The 19795-nt window shown below is 58.7% G+C and carries 19 protein-coding genes and 1 tRNA gene; 7 read left to right on the plus strand and 13 right to left on the minus strand.

The features are described from left to right. Positions 1-81 precede the first annotated feature (81 nt). Genes DTJ15_RS07295 through DTJ15_RS07310 form a run of 4 tightly spaced genes read left to right on the plus strand, consistent with a single transcriptional unit; the run spans position 82 to position 3578 of the window. The gene (locus tag DTJ15_RS07295; RefSeq protein WP_043559223.1) at positions 82-1245 is read left to right on the plus strand and encodes an ABC transporter permease; all 1164 of its coding nucleotides are present in this window, start codon (positions 82-84) and stop codon (positions 1243-1245) included. A gap of 2 nt (positions 1246-1247) precedes the next feature. After that, positions 1248-2042 carry an ABC transporter ATP-binding protein gene (locus DTJ15_RS07300; RefSeq protein ID WP_373364560.1) on the plus strand — a complete coding sequence of 265 codons (795 nt, stop codon included), beginning with the start codon at positions 1248-1250 and terminating at the stop codon, positions 2040-2042. Continuing rightward, a complete protein-coding gene (locus DTJ15_RS07305) occupies positions 2035-2991 on the plus strand; it encodes an MlaD family protein (RefSeq protein WP_043559217.1) in 957 nt (318 codons plus the stop codon). The genes DTJ15_RS07300 and DTJ15_RS07305 overlap by 8 nt, the downstream gene beginning before the upstream one ends. Next, complete coding sequence (locus DTJ15_RS07310; protein ID WP_086441836.1) at positions 2988-3578, plus strand: membrane integrity-associated transporter subunit PqiC; 591 nt, start codon at positions 2988-2990, stop codon at positions 3576-3578. Before DTJ15_RS07305 ends, DTJ15_RS07310 begins: the two co-directional genes overlap by 4 nt. A gap of 86 nt (positions 3579-3664) precedes the next feature. On the opposite strand, the gene DTJ15_RS07315 is transcribed toward DTJ15_RS07310, so the two are convergent. Continuing rightward, positions 3665-3740 (minus strand) — tRNA-Ala (locus tag DTJ15_RS07315). A gap of 140 nt (positions 3741-3880) precedes the next feature. Between DTJ15_RS07315 and DTJ15_RS07320 the strand changes: the two genes are divergently transcribed. Next, positions 3881-4204, plus strand: coding sequence for a YggT family protein (locus DTJ15_RS07320; RefSeq protein ID WP_249109749.1), 324 nt, complete (start codon positions 3881-3883; stop codon positions 4202-4204). Positions 4205-4265: 61 nt separating this feature from the next. Here the strand turns inward: DTJ15_RS07320 and DTJ15_RS07325 are convergent, their stop codons facing one another. Together DTJ15_RS07325 and tldD are read right to left on the minus strand one after the other, a co-directional pair. Beyond that, entirely contained in the window at positions 4266-5405 is a 1140-nt protein-coding gene (locus DTJ15_RS07325) for a hypothetical protein (RefSeq protein WP_373364559.1), read from the minus strand. A 171-nt stretch (positions 5406-5576) separates the two neighbouring features. Continuing rightward, positions 5577-7064, minus strand: coding sequence for a metalloprotease TldD (gene tldD / locus DTJ15_RS07330; RefSeq protein WP_081563334.1), 1488 nt, complete (start codon positions 7062-7064; stop codon positions 5577-5579). Between the two features lie 161 nt (positions 7065-7225). On the opposite strand from tldD, the gene glnA reads away from it, so the two are divergent. Beyond that, complete coding sequence (gene glnA / locus DTJ15_RS07335) at positions 7226-8686, plus strand: type I glutamate--ammonia ligase (protein WP_043559209.1); 1461 nt, start codon at positions 7226-7228, stop codon at positions 8684-8686. A gap of 181 nt (positions 8687-8867) precedes the next feature. On the opposite strand, the gene DTJ15_RS07340 is transcribed toward glnA, so the two are convergent. The 9 genes from DTJ15_RS07340 to miaA form a co-directional block, all read right to left on the minus strand. Next, positions 8868-9827: an ROK family protein gene (locus tag DTJ15_RS07340; protein ID WP_052348982.1), complete on the minus strand. Its 960-nt coding sequence runs from the start codon at positions 9825-9827 to the stop codon at positions 8868-8870. A gap of 24 nt (positions 9828-9851) precedes the next feature. After that, positions 9852-10154, minus strand: a complete 303-nt coding sequence (locus DTJ15_RS07345) for a putative quinol monooxygenase (protein WP_043559206.1) — start codon at positions 10152-10154, stop codon at positions 9852-9854. Between the two features lie 212 nt (positions 10155-10366). Continuing rightward, positions 10367-11509 carry a glycine cleavage T C-terminal barrel domain-containing protein gene (locus DTJ15_RS07350; protein WP_043559203.1) on the minus strand — a complete coding sequence of 381 codons (1143 nt, stop codon included), beginning with the start codon at positions 11507-11509 and terminating at the stop codon, positions 10367-10369. A gap of 112 nt (positions 11510-11621) precedes the next feature. Continuing rightward, positions 11622-12455 (minus strand): 3-methyl-2-oxobutanoate hydroxymethyltransferase, encoded by an 834-nt coding sequence (gene panB / locus DTJ15_RS07355; protein ID WP_043559201.1) that lies wholly within the window; start codon positions 12453-12455, stop codon positions 11622-11624. A 23-nt stretch (positions 12456-12478) separates the two neighbouring features. Beyond that, positions 12479-13354, minus strand: a complete 876-nt coding sequence (speE, locus tag DTJ15_RS07360) for a polyamine aminopropyltransferase (RefSeq protein WP_081562455.1) — start codon at positions 13352-13354, stop codon at positions 12479-12481. A gap of 178 nt (positions 13355-13532) precedes the next feature. Beyond that, a complete protein-coding gene (speD, locus tag DTJ15_RS07365) occupies positions 13533-14012 on the minus strand; it encodes an adenosylmethionine decarboxylase (protein ID WP_043559194.1) in 480 nt (159 codons plus the stop codon). 188 nt (positions 14013-14200) lie between these two features. After that, positions 14201-15220 (minus strand): ketol-acid reductoisomerase, encoded by a 1020-nt coding sequence (ilvC, locus tag DTJ15_RS07370; protein WP_043559191.1) that lies wholly within the window; start codon positions 15218-15220, stop codon positions 14201-14203. Between the two features lie 137 nt (positions 15221-15357). Beyond that, positions 15358-17136: a biosynthetic-type acetolactate synthase large subunit gene (ilvB, locus tag DTJ15_RS07375; RefSeq protein WP_248630713.1), complete on the minus strand. Its 1779-nt coding sequence runs from the start codon at positions 17134-17136 to the stop codon at positions 15358-15360. A 39-nt stretch (positions 17137-17175) separates the two neighbouring features. Then, complete coding sequence (gene miaA / locus DTJ15_RS07380) at positions 17176-18159, minus strand: tRNA (adenosine(37)-N6)-dimethylallyltransferase MiaA (protein ID WP_081562452.1); 984 nt, start codon at positions 18157-18159, stop codon at positions 17176-17178. A gap of 44 nt (positions 18160-18203) precedes the next feature. Between miaA and serB the strand changes: the two genes are divergently transcribed. Continuing rightward, positions 18204-19097: a phosphoserine phosphatase SerB gene (gene serB, locus DTJ15_RS07385; RefSeq protein WP_043559182.1), complete on the plus strand. Its 894-nt coding sequence runs from the start codon at positions 18204-18206 to the stop codon at positions 19095-19097. A gap of 65 nt (positions 19098-19162) precedes the next feature. On the opposite strand, the gene DTJ15_RS07390 is transcribed toward serB, so the two are convergent. After that, a complete protein-coding gene (locus DTJ15_RS07390) occupies positions 19163-19699 on the minus strand; it encodes a DUF721 domain-containing protein (RefSeq protein ID WP_193599754.1) in 537 nt (178 codons plus the stop codon). Between the last annotated feature and the right edge of the window lie 96 nt (positions 19700-19795).

Consider the following 19795-nt stretch of genomic DNA (forward strand, 5'->3'; position numbering starts at 1 on the left):
ACGGACAGAATATTTTGTGGGCAGGGCCATGTTGCAGAATTTCACTTCCCCCGTGCCTGTGGCAGGGCATACCGTCTCCTCATGACACAACAGGCTGTTCCCTCCCCCACCAAAGACAGCACCCCGCCTTCATGGTCCATTGACGATACGGCCAACGGGCTGTCCCTGACCATCCGGGGGGACTGGAAGGCCCTGCAGGATGATGTGGTGCAGTTCCCGGCAACTGCTCTCACCTCCTCCCACCCAGGGAGCGGGAAGACATTGTCCATCAACCCGGACGGACTGGGCAGCTGGGATTCCTGCTTCATCATGTTCCTGTGGACCGTCAAGCAGGCCGCCTGCCAGGCCTCCCTGACATTTGATGATCACGCCCTGCCGTCTTCCGCCCAGCGCCTTCTGGCTCTTCTGCCAGAAAAAGTGGAACAACCCACCCCCCACCAGCAGGACCGGGAAAGCTTCTTTGCCCGTGTTGGCGGAAAGACGCTGGACATCCTGCATGAGACAGCCACATCCAGCGCCCTGCTGCTGGAAGTCATGCGGGGAGCTGTCGGGACGTTGCGTGGCAAAAACTCCATGCGTCTCAAGGACCTGCTTGTGGATGTCTGGAATGCTGGCCCCTCGGCACTGCTCATCGTCAGCATTGTCAATTTTCTGATCGGGGCCATCCTGGCCTTCGTGGGGCTGCTGGAATTACGCAAATTCGCAGCTGAAATCTATGTGACCAATCTGGTGGGCATTGCCTCCGCCCGTGAAATCTCCGCCATCATGACAGCCATCATCATGGCCGGACGTACGGGCGGAGCCTATGCAGCCCGCATCTCCACCATGCAGGGCAATGAAGAGATTGACGCTCTTCAGGTAACTGGCATCTCCGTGGCGGGCTATATCCTGCTCCCCTCCATTCTCTCGCTGATCCTCATGATGCCGCTGCTGTATCTCTATGGCACGCTGGTCTCGATTTTCGGCGGTTTTGTCGTCTCCATGACCATGATGGACATTTCTCCCACCGGATACTGGCTCTCCACCTTCAACGGCGTGGAACTGAGCCAGTTTGCCTTCGGGTTCATCAAGGCACTCTTTTTTGCTGGCTTCATCGCTCTGGCTGCCTGCCGGATCGGCCTGAAAGCCGGCCGCAGTGCTGCGGATGTCGGCATTGCCGCCACACGGGCTGTCGTCATCGGGATTGTCGGGGTCATCGCTCTGGATGCCGTTTTTGCCGTCCTCGCCAACGCCGCTGGAATCTGATGATGTCTGATAGAGAAACTCTCATTTCCGTCCGTGATCTGCAACTCTCTTTCGGGCCCAAGATCATCCAGCAGAATGTGTCATTCGACCTAAAAAAAGGCTCCATCTTTGCTGTCATGGGGGGCTCCGGCTGCGGCAAAAGCACCCTGCTGAGGAGCATGATCGGTCTTCTGCGCCCCACGGCAGGGCACATCATGGTGGGTGGGGAAAATTACTGGGAGCAGGATGACGCCCACCGCACGGCCATCAACCGCCGTTATGGCGTTCTCTTCCAGAGTGGTGCGCTGTGGAGCTCCATGACCGTGGGCGAGAATGTCGCCCTGCCGCTGGAGATGTTCACGGACCTCAAGCCTGATGCCATAGACCATCTCGTCCGCCTGAAACTGGGGCTGGTGGGGATGGAGCATGCCATCGATCTCTTCCCCTACGAGATTTCCGGCGGCATGAAAAAACGGGCTGGACTGGCCCGGGCCATTGCGCTGGAGCCGGACATCCTCTTTTTTGACGAACCCTCCGCCGGGCTGGACCCGATCACCTCCGCCCGGCTGGATGACCTCATCCTCACCCTGCGTGACGGACTTGGGGCTACGATCGTCATTGTCAGCCACGAACTGCCCAGCCTTTTCACCATTGCTGATGATGGCATCTTTCTGGATGCTGTCACGCACAGGCCCATTGCCAGTGGCTCACCCCGTGCCCTGCATGACAGCTGTACCCTCCCGGAGGTGACGGCCTTCATGCACCGCTCTGCTTCCATCCCTTCCCAGACAGAACAGAAGGCCGAACAGCATGTCTGAAACCACCAACAGAAAAACCCAGATCGGCATCTTTGTCGTCCTTGGGGGCGTGCTGCTACTGTTCATCATCATGACATTCGGGCATCTCCGCCTCTTCTCCAAAACACGGGACGTTGCCGTGGTGTTCCAGAACTCCATTGCTGGCCTGTCTGTCGGGGCCCCGGTCAATTTCCGTGGTGTGAAGGTCGGATCCGTCCAGAGCATCACCCTGCATTTCGACCCACAGGACCACAAAGCCTATATCCCGGTCATCATTACTCTGGAGACCGGGCAGATGCATGTTGTCCAGGACGATGCGGGGGGCAAGCAGGTCAATTTCCAGACAATGATTGACAATGGCCTGCGCGCCGGGCTGAACCTGCAGAGCCTCGTGACGGGACAATCCAACATCGAACTGGACTTCGACAAATCCGTTCCCGCCACGCTGCATCCCCGCATCACAAAACTGCCGGAGATTCCTGTCCGGCTCTCCACCATGGAGAAGCTGAAAAACACACTGGAGCAGATTCCCATCAAGGATATCAGCCAGCATGCTGATTCCGCCCTGCTATCCGTCACGGAGCTGAGCGAGGGCCTGCGCCAGGACCTGCCCGGCCTCATTGCCAGCCTGAAGAGAACATCCGACCAGTCGCAGGAAACCATGCAGGTTGCTACTGCCACCATCAGGGACCTGCATACCCAGCTGGATGGGTCACTGGCAAAACTGGACCGACTGTTTGATACAGGTACCAACCAGCTTGAAATGCGTGGCAAGGATATCCACAGGACACTCCTCTCCGCCACAGCCACGCTGGAGGCCCTGCAGGACATTCTCTCCGCCCGTTCCGTGGACCGAGCCAATCTGGATGCTGCGCTGCGGGATATTGCCGCAACGGCTTCCTCTCTCCGTGGGTTCGCCAACGATGTGGAACGCAATCCGCAACTTCTGCTTATGGGACGCCACCCATGATGTTTCCATCACGCCGTACTGTTCTTGCCCTTCTGGGAAGCTGCACCCTGCTTGCAGGCTGTGCATCTCCCCAGCTGCACATCTATACGCTCGGCATTCCTGTCCATACCGATACGAAATCCCTCCAGGTGTCTCCGCAAACAACCATCGTGCAGATCAGCCGGATCATCATGCCGGACTATCTGGACAGCCAGGAGATCATCACCCGTCAGGGGGAGGAAATCCGCCGCAGCCCCAACTCCCGCTGGGCATCCCGCCTGTCCCTTGGCATTACGGACCTGATCACCAACGAAGTGGCTGCCTCCCAGCATGACATCCTGGTGACGGACCAGCCCCTGGCCCAGGCAGCCGACATGCAGATCATGGTTGCCATTTCCGAATTCGATGTGGATGTGAGTGGTCATGCCATACTGAACGCCCATTGGGCCATTGTTCCGCATGATCGCCACAAACCGATGGTCCGCAACATTGCGCATCTCGCTGCCAACGGGCCTGTCAGGACAGATGCCGATACGGCCGCACTGATGCGGAAACTCGTAATACAGCTGGCGGAGCATATCTCCAGATCCATCCCAGCAACACCGTAAAGCAAGACGGCCCCCGGGACTGAAACAGTGAACCAGTCCCAGCCCTCTTCCCCGATGCCATCCCAAACTGTTTTTCAGGAAAATCGTGGTGGAGCTAAGGGGAGTCGAACCCCTGGCCTCCTCATTGCGAACGAGGCGCTCTCCCAACTGAGCTATAGCCCCACAATCTGCCGTTCAAGACACCATGCACGCCATGAACTGTCAAGTCGTGACTGCCCAGCAATTGGTCTCGCCAGCCATGCAGAAGATTGTTACATGTGTGGGTCTGCATCTCCTCACGCCATCAGGAAGGATATCCGCCTGTGCATGCTGCCATCATCTATCTCCAGGTCATCAATCTCCTCATGGTGGTGCTGGATGTTTATACATGGATCATCCTTGCCTACTGCCTTGCCTCCATGGCCATCGGTTTTGGCGTCATAAACCCTCAGACCAACCGCTTCATGAGTAGCCTTCTTGAGATACTGGCAAGGCTTGTGGAGCCCGTTCTGCAACCCATCCGCAATATTCTACCAGACACAGGCATGATGGACTTCTCCCCCCTCATCCTGCTCCTGGCCATTCAGTATGGCATTCCCTTCATCCTGAAGAGCATTTTCAGAATCTTCTTCCTCCCACAGGGCTGAAACAAAAAAACCCCCCGCCTGAAAATCAGGTGGGGGTTTTTCCTGTCCGATGAAGAGCTGATCAGAACACGGCAAACACAGCGGCTTCCGGTGAGATGGACCGGGACGTATTGTGCCCGGCCACCGGCAGGATCACACCGACAATCCCACCAACACTCGACGTCCAGTTATATTCAATCCCAGGCCCGACATTGAAGGCACCAGACCAACCCGTCCGAGAGTTGATGTATTTCTTTGAATAAACATTGTACCCATTGACCGAACTGGATGTAGCCCAGGTATGGTACAGGTCCAGCGCAAACACCCACTTCTTGGTGATACCCAGCTCGACTGAACCACCCTCGTTCCCATAGGGACCGGCATGACCACGCCCGGTGAAACCTTTCTCTGTCCCATAACTGGTGATGTTGCGCAGTTTCGTACTGGCCACCGGATGGCGGACCTGCGCCCAAAGACGCACACGCATTGCATGGTCAAAAAACGGCAGGGCAAACTGGCTGTGCACACCATAGCGAAGTGCCCAGACACCCTGGCCAACCCCCTCTGACGCATTGGAAAGGTTCTTGTAATCACCTGTCGGGGTATTCACACCAAAATAAAGCGTGATGGACGGCGTATAATGCGGTGTCAGACGGTACTGGAACTCCACCGGCAGATCATTAAACTTCAGGCCGGAGTGTTTGGTATGATTCCCCCAGCTATAGCTATATGTCGGCAGCAGATAGATGGACAGATGGTCCGTAATACCATATTTCGCCAGCGAAAACTGGGAAATGGAATGCTGCCCCCCGGCTCCCTTCCGGGTATTGAGATGCCCGTTGGAATCAAACGCACCGGCAGGCAGGCCAGCCGCTACATAAGGCTCCACAGCAATCATGCCCGGGACAGGCAGAGCTGGTGAGGGAGAATAGAGGGACCCCGTATACCACTGCTCCGGCAACGGCTTGGAGGCTGGTTTCTCCGCAATGGACACGACCGGCTTCTGGGCAGCAGCCTCATGGGAAGAAGCCGCAACAGTCGTCCCCGCAGCTGCGCTGGCCGGCTGGGTAGCTTTGCCCGTTTTCTGGGCCGAGCTGTCACCTGCTCCGTTACCGTTACTGGCCGCCACAGCCGTCTCCGCAGCATGCACATCTGCACAGGCACCGAAAGTACCTGCAAAGAGACTGGACAGAAGGGCTGCGTAACGCACGGACGTCTTCATCACGATAAACCATCATCCCATTGTTGTGATGAGAAAACATTACGACAGCAAAAAGATAGTTTGCAATAGAGAAATGAAAAATTATTTATATCTGAAACATATTCCATTTGTTTTATCTATCCGGGACAGCCCCGGGGAAAACCAGACCAATGGTCTGTTTCCAGATAGTCATCAGGACGCTGTCCCTCCAACTGTCAGGCCACTCACCTTCAGCATGGGCTGCCCCACACCAACAGGCACACCCTGCCCGGCCTTGCCACATGTCCCTATGCCCGGGTCCAGCTCCATGGCGGGGCCGATCATGCTGATCTGCTCCATCACCGCTGCTCCACTGCCAATCAGCGTCGCCCCACGCACTGGTGCCGTAACCCGGCCATCTTCAATCAGATAGGCTTCCGAAGCAGCAAACACGAATTTGCCAGAGGTGATATCAACCTGCCCGCCACCAAAATTGCGGGCATACAGGCCCTTCTTCGTGGAGCGGATCATTTCCTCCTCCGAGGCCTGTCCCCCCGCCATGATGGTATTGGTCATGCGCGGCATCGGCGCATGGGCATAGGACTGACGGCGGCCATTCCCTGTTGGCGTTACTGATGTCAGGCGGGCATTCAGCCGGTCCTGCATGTATCCCTGCAATATCCCGTCTTCAATCAGCACGGTCCGGCTGGTGGGAGTTCCCTCATCATCCATGTTCAGGGAGCCACGCCGCTCCGGCAAGGTGCCGTCATCCAGAACAGTCACCCCCGGGGCAGCAATACGCTGGCCCACGCACCCGGAAAAAACAGACGTACCCTTGCGGTTGAAATCACCCTCAAGCCCGTGCCCGACAGCCTCATGCAACAGAATCCCGGGCCAGCCGGCCCCCAGCACAACCGGCATGTCCCCTGCCGGAGCCGCCACGGCCTCCAGCGTCACCAGGGCCTGCCGCAGGGCCTCTTGTGTCATGGCCTGCCAGCAGGACGGCTCCATAAGGCGGGACAGAGCATACCGCCCTCCCTGTCCGGCACGGCCACTCTCCCGCCGTCCGCCCTGCTCCACCACCACGGAAACATCGAGCCGGACCAGCGGACGGACATCCACCAGCGGCCCTGCATGCCCCTCCTGAAGAAACGCAGGACGCATGATCCGCACGACCTGCCACTGCGTGTTGAGGGTCACATTCACCTGCACGACACGGTGGTCCAACCCTCGCCCATAGGCCTCAATCTCTCCCAGCAACGCCGCACGCTGTGAGAAATCCCCCCCCTCAAGCGGATGTGCTGCACCATAAAGAGAGGCCCGTCCATCTGCCGCCGCAACCTCCTGCAGGCGGGAAGGGGCCTGCTGGTCCGGTCGGAGAGCCATGCGCTCTACACTGCCCAGCCCCTCGGCGGCACGCCGCAACGCCCCCATCCCCAGAAGATCCGAGTGGGCAAAGATGGTCTGGCTGCCCGTGACACCCCGCAGGCCAAACCCTGAAGAGCGGTTGAAACCAGCCGTCCGCAGCAGGCCATTTTCCAGCCCCAGCGTCTCTTCTTCCCGGTATTCCAGAAACAGCTCCCCGTCATCCATGCCAGCAAGACTGCTGGCAAGCTGACGGTTCACGTCATCAGGTGTCCATGGCAGGGTCTCATGAAAAAAAAGGGCGTCGGATATTTTTACAGGGGAAGGCGCAGACATGACCACCAGATGGATTTTCCATACGGCACAGATGCCGGGGATTATAAAAAACTGAGGCAGCACTGTCTCATAAAATGAAGTTTATGAGCAAGCACTCGACAGATGGCCAATTGTCCCCTAATCGTTTTGGTATCAGTCCAAAAATTGCGAGGCACGCAGCCATGGCGAAAAAAGCAGTTTCCTCTCCTTCCGCACAACGCCCTTCCCCTCAGAAAGCCGCCATCCAGCGCGTTTTTGAGCTGATCGAAGAGCACGGCATCGAGTTCGTTGATCTCCGCTTCACCGACACGAAGGGCAAATGGCAGCACACCACGCAGACGGTCCGCACCATTGAAGAGGACACCTTCACGGAAGGCTTCATGTTTGACGGCTCCTCCATCCAGGGGTGGAAGGCCATCAACGAGTCCGACATGGTCCTGCTGCCGGACCCGGAAACAGCCGTGGTCGACCCCTTCTCCGCCCGCCCGCAGCTCATCCTGATCTGCGACATCATCGACCCCAGAACGGGCGGCTATTACAATCGTGACCCCCGTGCGACAGCCAAACAGGCCGAAGCCTACCTGAAGAAGAGTGGCCTGGGTGATACGGCGTTCTTCGGCCCGGAAGCCGAGTTCTTCATTTTCGACAGTGTCCGCTTCGGCACGGGTGAGAATTACGGCACCTACCACCTCGACAGCATCGAAGGGCCGGAAGCTGCCCTGAAGGACTACCCGGAAGGCAACATGGGCCATCGCCCGGCCCGCAAGGGTGGGTATTTCCCTGTTCCGCCGGTGGACAGCGAACATGACCTGCGCGCCGAGATGCTGGCTACCATGGGCGAGATGGGTCTGCCGATCGAGAAGCATCACCATGAAGTGGCCCGCAGCCAGCACGAGCTGGGCACGGCCTTCGCCACACTGGTGAAGTCAGCCGACTTCATGCAGATCTACAAATACTGCGTGCACAATGTCGCCCATTCCTACGGCAAGACGGCCACCTTCATGCCGAAGCCCATCTATGGCGACAACGGCACCGGCATGCATGTGCATCAGTCCGTCTGGAAGGACGGCAAGCCGCTCTTTGCTGGCAAGCGCTATGCTGACCTTTCCGATGAGGCCCTGTATTACATTGGCGGGATCATCAAACACGCCAAGGCACTGAATGCCTTCACCAATCCCTCCACCAACTCCTACAAGCGGCTGATTCCGGGGTTTGAAGCCCCTGTGCTGCTGGCTTATTCCTCCGCCAACCGCTCTGCATCCTGTCGTATCCCCTACGCTACAAGCCCGAAGGCAAAGCGTGTCGAGGTCCGCTTCCCCGACCCGACAGCCAACCCCTACCTTGCCTTCAGTGCCATGCTGATGGCTGGTCTGGACGGCATCCGCAACAAGATCCACCCGGGCGAAGCCATGGACAAGGACCTGTACGAGCTGCCGCAGGAAGAGCTGAACATGATTCCGACTGTCTGCGGCTCCCTGCGTGAAGCTCTGGAGGCCCTGAAGACCGATCATGCCTTCCTTCTGGAAGGTGATGTCTTCACCAAGGACCAGATCGAAAGCTACATCACGCTGAAGATGCAGGACGTATACCGCTTTGAGCACACACCGCATCCGGTTGAGTTTGAGATGTACTACTCCGTCTGAGCCACCCCGTTCTTCCTGCTCCTAGCCGGGGCAGGAAGGGCTGGCCAGCGCACCATCGGAACAGACCGTCTGCCTTTCCATGAGGGGCAGGCGGTTTTTTTTCATGATAGCCGCCCCCATGAAAAAAGGGCCTGCCCCCTGAAGGAGCAGGCCCTTGCCTCATGCGGCTGGCAATGCCGGATCAGGCATTTTTCTTGGAAATGCCATTTTCGGCTACATCCCACAGCCAGGCAGCCCCACGCACACCAGAACTGTCACCATGACGGTTCTGCACGATCGGTGTCGTGCAAGGCGATGTAATTACATAACGGGGCAGCAGCTTGGGCACACGCTCGTAGATGCTGGGAAGATTGGACACGCCACCACCCAGCACGATCACATCAGGATCGAGGAAATTGACAGCCTGCGCACAGGCCCGGGCGAAACGGTCCATGTAGAGGTCCAGCGCACGGATGGCAGCTTCATCCCCATTACGGGCCGCCTCTTCAATTCCGTTCGGGGAGCGGTTGCCTTCACCCTTCCATTCCGCAGCCAGTGCCGGGCCACAGAGATAGCGCTCCTGACAGCCCTCATTGCCACAGAAACACTTCCGCATGGGCATGTCTTCCGGCTTTGCCCACGGCAGAGGGATATGACCCCATTCACCGGCGATGTGATGATGACCGGAGAGCACCCGAGCATTGGCCACGATGCCACCGCCCATGCCTGTCCCGATGATCACGCCCAAAACGACGGAATAACCGGCACCAGCGCCATCAGCAGCTTCGGACAAAGCGAAGCAGTTGGCATCATTTTCAACACGCACGGGACGGCCAAGACTCTCCTCCACATCACGCTTGAAGGCATTGTTGTTCAGCCATGTAGCGTTGGAGTTGCGGACCAGGCCTGTCTCGGGGGACAGGGACCCGGGGATGCCGATGCCCAGAGTGGATGTCAGCTGAGTCCCCGTGATGCGATGGGCAGGCACACAGCCGATCTGGTCCTCAGCCTTCAGCACCAGGTCCCGGATGGCCTCGATGGCCTTGTCATAAACCCCGGGGTTGGGAATACGCTCGCGCAGCACTTCCTTGCCACTGCGGTCCAGAGCAAGAATTTCGATTTTCGTGCCGCCAAAATCAATTCCAAGACGATAATCAGCCATGTGATGATTCTCCCTTAATCCAGCTTACGATGCGGGATGCAGAGGCTGCTGTCGAATGACCTCCAGCTCGGCTCCATGCTCCTTGATGAAACCGGCCAGAGCGCCAAAATGCTTGCTGGCAAGGTGGGTTTCGAACCCGTCCTTGCTGGCCCAGATCTCGCTGACCATGAAACGCCCCTTCTTCTCAGCATCACGGGAAATTTCGTAACGCTGGCAGGCTTCTTCCTTCAGCGAATGACCAGCACAGACCTGCACGGCTTTCTCAAGCTGGGCGGCTTTCTCTTCAGCAATGGTGACCAGTGCCAGAATATGGATGCTCTCGCTCATTTCGACTCTCCCTGAGTTGCCCCGCCCAGCTGCCGATGGAACCACGCTGAGCAAAAAAAATGGCCGGAGGCAACACACATTCCTGTCAGTCCTCTCCCACTGTGGGAGAAGGCGGACAAGGCCTGCCTCAAGCCCTGCATGAATGCGAGCCTCACCAAAAAACAGGGCCGTGTAAAGCCCTGTTCATAAACTTTCACTCAGGTGTCTTCTGCTCAGCGGGCCGTCTGCGGGACGAAGGGCAAAGCCGTGACAGAAACCTTGTGGAGCTGCCCGTCCGCATCGGCGGCGTAAAGCACCGTACCCTCTGCTGCATGGGATGGTGTGACATACGCCATGGCAATCATGGCCCGCAGGGTCGGACTGAAACAGCCAGACGTAATGCGCCCGACCCGGTCTGTCCTTCCTTCATCCGAGAAGAGTTCCACACCGCCACCCAGCAGCACGTCCCCTTCCGGACGCAGACCAACGCGCTGGCGGTATACGCCATGTTCCATCTGCCCTTCGATCGTCCCGGCACCAGGGTACCCCCCCGCCCGTGCTCCGCCGGCCCGGCGACAGGCAGCTATGCTGCTGACCAGAGCGGCCTCCACCGGAGATGTGGTTTTGTCGATGTCCGCCCCATACAGACACAGCCCGGCTTCCATCCGCAGGCTGTTCCGTGTCTCCAGCCCGGCCGGAGCCACATCGGGATCGTCCAGCAGACGGCGGGCAAAGGCTTCAGCCTGACTGGCCTCCAGAGAAAGATCGAACCCTTCCATACCCGTATAACCGAAACGGGATACAATGAGGCTGCCACCCTCCCACTGCATGGCCAGACTGTCCCGATACCGCATCCCCATGATGGTCGTCTGGTCCAGCACACGGGCCAGAACCTCGGCCGACAGAGGGCCCTGAAGAGACAGCATGGCCCGGTCAAATTCCCGGATCAGCCTGCAATCATTGCCAATGGCATTTTCGAGATAATCAGCATTGTCTTCCCTGTTCTGGCCATTGAGTGTCAGGATGAACTCTTCTTCCTGACGGGAAATGGCCAGATCATCCCGGATGCCGCCCTGATCAGTCGTCAACAGGCCATAACGGACCCGGTTCTTCTCAAGCCCCATGATGTCCAGGGGCATCAGGGCTTCGAGCGCCTCAGCAACAACAGCGGCATTATCCTCTTTTGCACGGATACGGACCTGCCCCAGAAAGGAGATGTCAAACAGCCCCGCCTGCTTGCGGGTATGAAGATGCTCCACCTCCATGCCGAGAGGGTAATGCTCGGGCAGGGCATAGCCTGCATAGCATCCCATCGTGGCCTTCAGCTCTTCATGCAGCGCCTGAAGGGGGCTGGACTTCAATGTTTCATCCGTCATTCTGTTTTATCCTGTAAATACAGGGGAAGTTCACCACTCTGCCAGCTTCATCCCCGTCTGACAATCCGGGCCCGGGCAAGGCTTCACCACGTTCCCCACCTGGGGGAGCTGGTCATTCCCCCGCCTTCAGGCTGGCCAGTACATCCGACTTCATGCTCACGCTCTGTGCCTGTGTCGGGAAAGAGCCTTCCTCAACCTGCCGGACATAATGGGACAAGGCTCCAACCATCTGCTCTCCGATTTCAGCAAACCGATGGGCATGACGAGGGGATTTGCCTTCGAAAAGACCCAGCACGTCATGCCAGACCTGGACCTGCCCATCACAACCCGGCCCGGCTCCGATCCCGATGGTCGGAATGGTCAGGGTTCTGGAAACCAGCTCGGCCAGCTCGGCGGGAATGACCTCCAGCACAATACCGAAAGCTCCGGCCTCCTCCAGCGCACGGGCATCATCCAGAAGTTTACGGGCGGCCTCGACCTGCTTTGCCTGCGCCCGCAGGCCGATCTGATGCTGGGACTGCGGTGTCAGACCCAGATGCCCCATGACGGGCACACCCATTTCCGTCAGCCGACGCACGACCGGGGCAATCTCCCGGCCGCCTTCCAGCTTCAGGGCCTGTCCACCACCCTCCTGCATCACACGGCGGGCCGCATCCACGGCATCCTGCTCGGTAGCATAGGAAAGGAAGGGCAGGTCGACCACAATAAGGGCTTTATGGCTGCCCTGGCGGACCATCCGTGCATGATAGATCATGTCCTCCACACGCACGGGCAGGGTCGTATCCCGCCCCTGCATGACCATGCCCAGAGAATCCCCCACCAGAATGACCGGCACGCCCGCCTGCTCGGCAATCAGGGCCGAAGCGTAATCATAGACCGTGAGCATGGCGATCCGCCGACCCTCATCCTTCATGGTCTGGAAGTCTGCGATTGTAGTCCGGCGCATGGTGGGGATCCTTCTCTATGGCCTCATGAACGAGGGAGGTTCTGGGCGATATAGGGGGGCAGGCTGAAAGAGGCAACATGCACCTCTGGCGTCCAATACTGGCAGCCTTCCGCAATGCCCTGTGCACGACGGGCCAGCTCGACCACGTCCGGACGGTGCGGCGGAGCCCCCTTCTTGGCCATGCCCAGTGTCATGAACCCACCAACATAGGTTGGCACGGCAGCCAGATAGGCCGTGACATGCGGGAAGAATTTCGCACGACGGGCCGTTGTTTCCCGCAGCTCATCTGCCTGCTGGAACGGCACGCCACACTGATTGACGATGATCCCTTCATCCGAAAGGATGCGGGCGCAGTTCTCATAGAAATCATCCGTGAAAAGCACATCACCCACGCCGATCGGATCCGTGCTGTCCACGATGATGACATCAAAGGCTGCATCACCAGATTTCTTGACGTAATCGATCCCGTCCCCAACGATGACCTCAGCCCTCGGGTCATTCCACGCATCCTTGCCAAACATCGGCAGGTGTTGCTTGGAGAGTTCGATCACGTCACCATCAATTTCCACCATGACGGCTTTCTCGACCGTCCTGTGCTGGAGAACACGACGCAGCACACCACCATCACCGGCCCCGATGATGAGAACACGTTTTGGGTTCGGATGCATGAAGAGCGGCACATGAGCCAGCATCTCCTGATAGATGAACTCATCCCGCTCCGTGATCTGCACGATACCGTCCAGCACCAGCACACGGCCATGGCTGCTGCTCTCGAAAATGCGGATGTCCTGAAACGGGGACTTCCTGTAGGCCAGTTCTTTCACAACCCTGAAACGCTGGCCCCAATCGGGATAGAGGGCCTCGTTGAACCAGGTCCCGGAAGACGTGCCAGATGTCATGGCGGCATCCTTTCTTCAATCAACGACGCCTGCCGCCCTCCATCACGGGGAGGCCGGCACAGACGCCGCTCCTTACCCCTGCTCCCCCTCCAGCATGGACGCTGGCCAGCGAACAGGAACACTCCATGGAATCCATTGGAAATTGAGGGAAAAACCCCCTGGCCTTTCCCTATCCGGCTTACCGGCCCGTATGCCGTGTCGAGCTGACACGTCCACGCCTGAAAGCATCAATCTCCACACGTCCTGCCTGAAACAGCTCCTGCATGACAGGGACGGACATGTTGGGATCGCACACACCGCACATGAAAATGTCGACAGCGGCGAAATGACGCTCGGGCCATGTATGGATGGAAATATGGCTTTCGGCCAGTACCAGCACACCAGATACACCGCCATTGGGTGTGAAATGGTGGAAATGACCATGCAGAATGGTCGCCCCGGCTGCCTCGGCAGCACGCCTCAGAGTGGCGTCAATCTGATCGGGGTCATCCAGATTTCTGGCATTCCAGAAATCGATGAGGAGATGGTTCCCTGCGTAGGTGATCCCATCACGCTTGATGAAAAAGTCCTTACAATCAGCGATTGTATCGATTGCCTCAGTATTCTGGATATCTCTCGGAAGGTCCGATTCCATCCCCAGTCGAGCAAGTGCGTCCATAACGTACCCCTGAACCAGCAGATTGCCGCATCCTCCCCCAATGAAGGAGCGGAAGGGTTGACCTCTAGGGGAATATAACCCTCAACGCAACTCTATTCTTTCTTTCTGAACAGAAAATGCCCAAATGAAGCCACAATAAAAAATGGGGAGGAAAATCCTCCCCATTCGTAAAGACCGGTCATCGGACCTCAGTTGCGGGTCTTGTCAACCAGCTTGTTCTTGGCGATCCACGGCATCATCTCACGCAGTTTTGCGCCAACCTGCTCAATCTGATGCTGTTCATCACGGGCACGGGACGCCTTGAAGCCCACATTACCGGACTGGTTCTCCAGAATGAAGTTGCGCACGAAGGTTCCATTCTGGATGTCCTTCAGCACCTCACGCATGGCCTCCTTGGCGGCCGGGGTCACAACGCGCGGCCCGCTGACATACTCACCATACTCCGCCGTATTGGAGATGGAGTAGTTGACGTTGGAAATGCCGCCCTCATACAGCAGGTCCACAATCAGCTTCATCTCATGCAGACACTCGAAATAGGCCATCTCCGGTGCGTAGCCTGCTTCCACCAGTGTCTCAAACCCGGCCTTGATCAGCTCGATCGTACCACCACACAGCACAGCCTGCTCACCAAACAGGTCTGTTTCCACTTCCTCACGGAAGCTGGTCTCGATCACGCCAGCACGGCCGCCGCCAACAGCGGAAGCGTAAGCCAGAGCTACATCCTTGGCCTGGCCGGAAGCATCCTGATGCACGGCCACCAGACAGGGCACACCACCGCCACGCTGGTATTCAGAACGCACAGTATGGCCAGGGCCCTTCGGAGCGATCAGGAACACGTCCATCTCGGGGCTCGGCTCGATCAGACGGAAATGGATGGCCAGACCATGAGCAAACACCAGAGCCGTGCCGGGCTTCAGGTTCGGGGCCAGCTGTTCCTTGTACAGGGCGGCCTGGCCTTCATCCGGTGTCAGGATCATCACGACATCAGCCCAGGCTGCGGCTTCGGCCGGGGTAACGACACGGAAACCCGCTGCCTCCGCCTTGGCCTTTGCCTTGGATTCCGGGCGCAGCGCCACAACGATATCCTTCACACCGCTGTCACGCAGGTTGTTGGCATGGGCATGACCCTGGCTGCCATACCCGATGATGGCGACCTTCTTTTCACAGATCAGATTGATGTCTGCATCACGATCATAATAAACACGCATGACTTTTTTCCTTCCTCACAACGGGTGCAGGCCCCTCAATCATCCTGCCCCAGATGGGGAGACACTCCCCGGACATGAAACACTCCATCCAGCCTTCCCACCCCGGAACAGGAGCAGGATGACCGGCAAAACTTCATTCAGACGAGGCGTTTGCCTTCTTCTGTCAGCTCGGCCCCACCGAAAACACGCCCCGGCCCCAGAAGCATCTGGTCATGGCTGGCCCCGGACGGGATCATCGGGAAGCAGCATTCTTCCTGCTCCACATGCACATCCACCAGCACCGGTCCCTCATGGGTCAGCATGGTCTCGATGGCCTCATCCAGCCCGCCCAGCGTCTCGACCCGCAGACCACGGATGCCGAACGATTCCGCCAGCTTCACGAAATCCGGCAGGGCTGCACTGTAGGACTGGGAATAACGGGAATCATGCACCAGCTCCTGCCACTGCCGCACCATGCCCATATACTGGTTGTTCAGGATGAAGATCTTCACCGGCAAGCGGTACTGGGCAATGGTTCCCAGCTCCTGAATATTCATCAGGGTGGATGCCTCGCCGGCAATATCAATCACCAGCCCGTCAGGGTGGGCGATCTGTGCCCCCACGGCAGCAGGCAGACCGTAACCCATCGTGCCCAGACCACCGGATGTCAGCCAGTGATTGGGCTCATCAAACCCGAAATGCTGGGCGGCCCACATCTGATGCTGCCCCACCTCGGTGGAAACGAAGCAGTCCCGCCCGCTGGCCTTCACCTGCTCATACAGGCGGCTGATGGCATATTGCGGCTTGATGGTGGCCGTGGCGGCCCCGTCCTGCTCGAACCCGAAACCGTCAACAGCCCGCCACTGGTCGATCTCCTGCCACCAGCCGGACAGGTCCGGGGCTGCACTGTCTCCCCAGCCTTCCAGAAGAGCGTGCAGCGTGGCCTTCAGGTCCCCCTTCAGAGCCACATCAACCTTGATGATCTTGCCGAATTCCCGGGGATCAATGTCCGCCTGTATCTTGAAGGAATGGGGAGAGAACCCGTCAACACGGCCCGTCACCCGGTCATCAAACCGGGCACCCAAGGCGACCAGTACGTCGCAGTCATGGGCCGCCATGTTGGCTTCCACGGCACCATGCATGCCCAGCATCCCCAGAAAATGATCACTGGAAGACGGATAGGCCCCCAACCCCATCAGGGTGGATGTCACGGGGAAACCGGTCTTCTCTGCCAGCTGGCGCAGCAGCTTTGCCGCCTCCGGCCCGGCATTGATGACACCACCACCAACATAAAGCAGAGGCTTGCGGGCCTTCTTCATGGCCTCGACGGCCTGGCTGACCGCCTGAGCATCCAGAGCCGGAGTCGCCTTTCCCTCTGCTGCTTCCGCCGGACGGGGCGGCAGGGGTGCTTCGGACACCGTGATGTTCTTGGGCAGGTCCACCAGAACCGGGCCGGGACGGCCGGAACGGGCCAGAGCAAAAGCCTCCCGGATTGTTGGGGCCAGAGCCTCGGCTTCCCGCACCTGAACACTCTTCTTGGTCGCAGGCCGGGTGATGCCCACCATGTCCGCTTCCTGAAACGCATCCTTGCCGATCAGCGGCACGGGCACCTGTCCGGCCAGACAGACCAGCGGGATGGAATCCATCTTCGCATCCATCAGGCCGGTCACGGCATTGGTCGCACCAGGGCCGGATGTCACCAGCACCACACCGACCTTGCCGGTGGAACGGGCATAGGCCTCGGCCGCATGGGTTGCCGCCTGCTCGTGCCGGACCAGAATGTGCCGGATCTTCTTCTGTTTGAAGAGAGCATCGTAAATGGGAAGGACCGCACCGCCGGGATAACCGAAAATGACATCCACGCCTTCTTCCTCAAGAACACGCAGAATGACTTCAGCACCTGTTGCCATCATGGGAGCTGTCTCGCTGGCAGGCATGGCGTCTGTCCTTTCGCCGTTTAACGCAACGCTTCTGCTCTATCGTTCCGGAGCGGGTCCGTCAATTCTGGATGATATAAAATATTCAATTTCGCGCATTTTTTTACTCGAAAAGAACTCTCTTCCACTGGTTCTTTGAAATATTATTTCGCCATCTCCCTCCCGGCTCAGCCTATGGTGTCGGAACCATGTAGCCTGCCGGCGGGTATAGCGGCCAATGGCACGGGTAGCAGCCAGCCGGGCGTCCTCCAGGCTGCACTGCCCCTCCAGCACCTGTCCCAGCTCCGGCACACCATGGGCACGCATGGCGGGCAGACTGGCGGGCAGATTCTGCTCCCGCAAGGCCGCCACCTCATCCAGCGCACCAGCAGCCACCATGTCATCAAAACGCCGGACAATGGAAGCCCGCAGCTCGTCCCGGGGGGGATCAAGCTGAAGTGAGATGAAACGGCAGGGTGCCGCTGGCAATGCCCTATCCTCCTGCCATGAGGCCAGCCCTCGCCCGGTTCCTGCCAGAACCTCCCAGGCCCGGCTGATACGCTGGGAATCCTGTGGATGAAGACGGGAGGCCGTCTGCGGATCAGCCTGCATCAACTTTTCGTGCAGGGCCTCCGGGCCAATCGCCTCCAGCAGGGTCCGGGCCTCCTGCCGGGCTGCTTCTCCGGGGTCGGGGACCTCCACGAGGCCATCCGTCAGGGCACGGAGATACATGCCCGTGCCACCACAGAGGATGGGCAGCCGCCCGGCGCTACGGCAGGCGGCGATTTCTGCCAGAGCCTGCTCCCGCCACCAGGCCACACTGCCGGGTGTGGCTGCGGGCAATACCCCATAAAGACGATGGGGAATGGCTGCTTCCTCTTCCTCCCCGGGGCGGGCAGTGAGGATGCGCAGCTCCCTGTAAACCTGCATGGAATCTGCATTGATGACCGTACCACAATACAGGTCTGCCAAATGAAAGGCCAAAGCCGACTTGCCCGAACAGGTCGGTCCCGCCACAATGAGGGCGTTTTCAGAAGAGTTCATACACCTATCCTGCCATATCTTCTGATCTTTTAGCGAGAGATGTCATGTCCCTTCCCTGTGTTCTGACTCTTGTTGCCAATCGCCGCCATGGGACCCTTCCCAAAGAGGCGATCGACATTGCCCGCAATCTTGTCAAAGGTGAGCCGCCGGTCGTTCTATCCGAAGGCGAGGCCGTTGACATTTTCTGCCCGACACCCGGGCCCGGCGATGCCACGCCTGCAACAATCCGTGCCGCCCTGGCTCCCTACAAGGTTGATGCCATTCTCACCAAGACCCGTGGCCGCCGCAAAGCCGTGCTGGTGTCCGACATGGACAGCACCATCTTCGATGGCGAAACGCTGGATGATCTGGCCAAGGCAACAGGCACGGGCGACTATGTAGCCGAAATCACCAAGCGTGCCATGAATGGCGAGATGGAGTTTGATGAATCCCTCCGCAAGCGCACCATCGGCCTGAAGGGCCATCCTGAATCCCTGCTGAAGGATGTTCTGGAACATCTGCCTTTCACTGATGGTATCAGGGAGCTGGTGCAGACCATGAAGGCCAATGGCGCACGCACGGCCCTCATCTCCGGTGGGTTCGACTGGTTCACCGAGCGGGCTGCCAGGAAGCTCGGCTTTGATGAACATTACGGCAACCAGCTTGAGATCAGGGACGGCATCATCACCGGCCAGCTGATCGGCAAAATCCTCGGCCCGGATGCCAAGAAAGAACATCTGGAGACCATCTGTGCCGAGCGGGGCGTCAAGCTCTCTGCCAGCCTGACAACAGGTGATGGTGCCAACGACATCCCCATGCTCAAGGCAGCAGGTCTTGGCATTGCCTATCACGCCAAGCCGAATGTCCGGCAGGTGATTGAACAGCAGGTCAACTTTACCGGGATGCGGACGCACCTCTTTGCGCAGGGCTACACGGCTGCCGATATCGTGACCGACTGACATATCCTCCCATTGTCCCCGTGTCTTCGGCCTCGGGCCAATGACACGGGCATGGCCTGCCGCCCTCAAAAGCGGCGGGCTTTTTTTGTCCCCTGTTTTTTGGCCCGGATATGCCCACCAAGACGCTCCAGCGTTTCTTTCAACCCGGCATCCTCGATACCATTTACGGGAACTGGCGCCGCATCCTTCCATTTCTTCTGGGGCCTGTGGGACGGCTTACGCTGGACAGGCCGATCCTGTAACAGCTTGATCTGTTTCAGCGCTTCATCTCCATAAAGACCACAGGCTGTGTTGATGTTGGCCAGAAGACGGGGCGCTGCGTACTGCATCTCCACCGCTGCCGGACCACAGCAGCGTATGGTCAACACGCCGGGCCGCAGGCGGCAGGGTTCGCTCACCTCCGCCAGCGCTGGACCGACCAGCGTCTCCCACTCCATGAGCAGACGCACGAACAGCGGTGATTTCTTGCGAAAAATGGGTTTTGTCAGGGGGGGCAGCAGGGCCCCGATCATCCGGCCCTTGCCTCGACGGTAATCGCTCCAGCCCTTGCCATCCGCTTTCCGGTCCTGCCCCGATGCTGATGAACGGGCAGTTTTTTTCATTCCTGTTTCATCTACCATCCGACCCATCCCAGTATGCTGCGTACGGACTCTCCATACCATCATCACGGGAGCAGACGGAAACGTTTCAGCAAGGCC

Source organism: Parasaccharibacter sp. TMW 2.1891, assembly GCF_023337675.1.
In the GTDB taxonomy this organism is placed as follows: Bacteria; Pseudomonadota; Alphaproteobacteria; order Acetobacterales; family Acetobacteraceae; genus Bombella; species Bombella apis.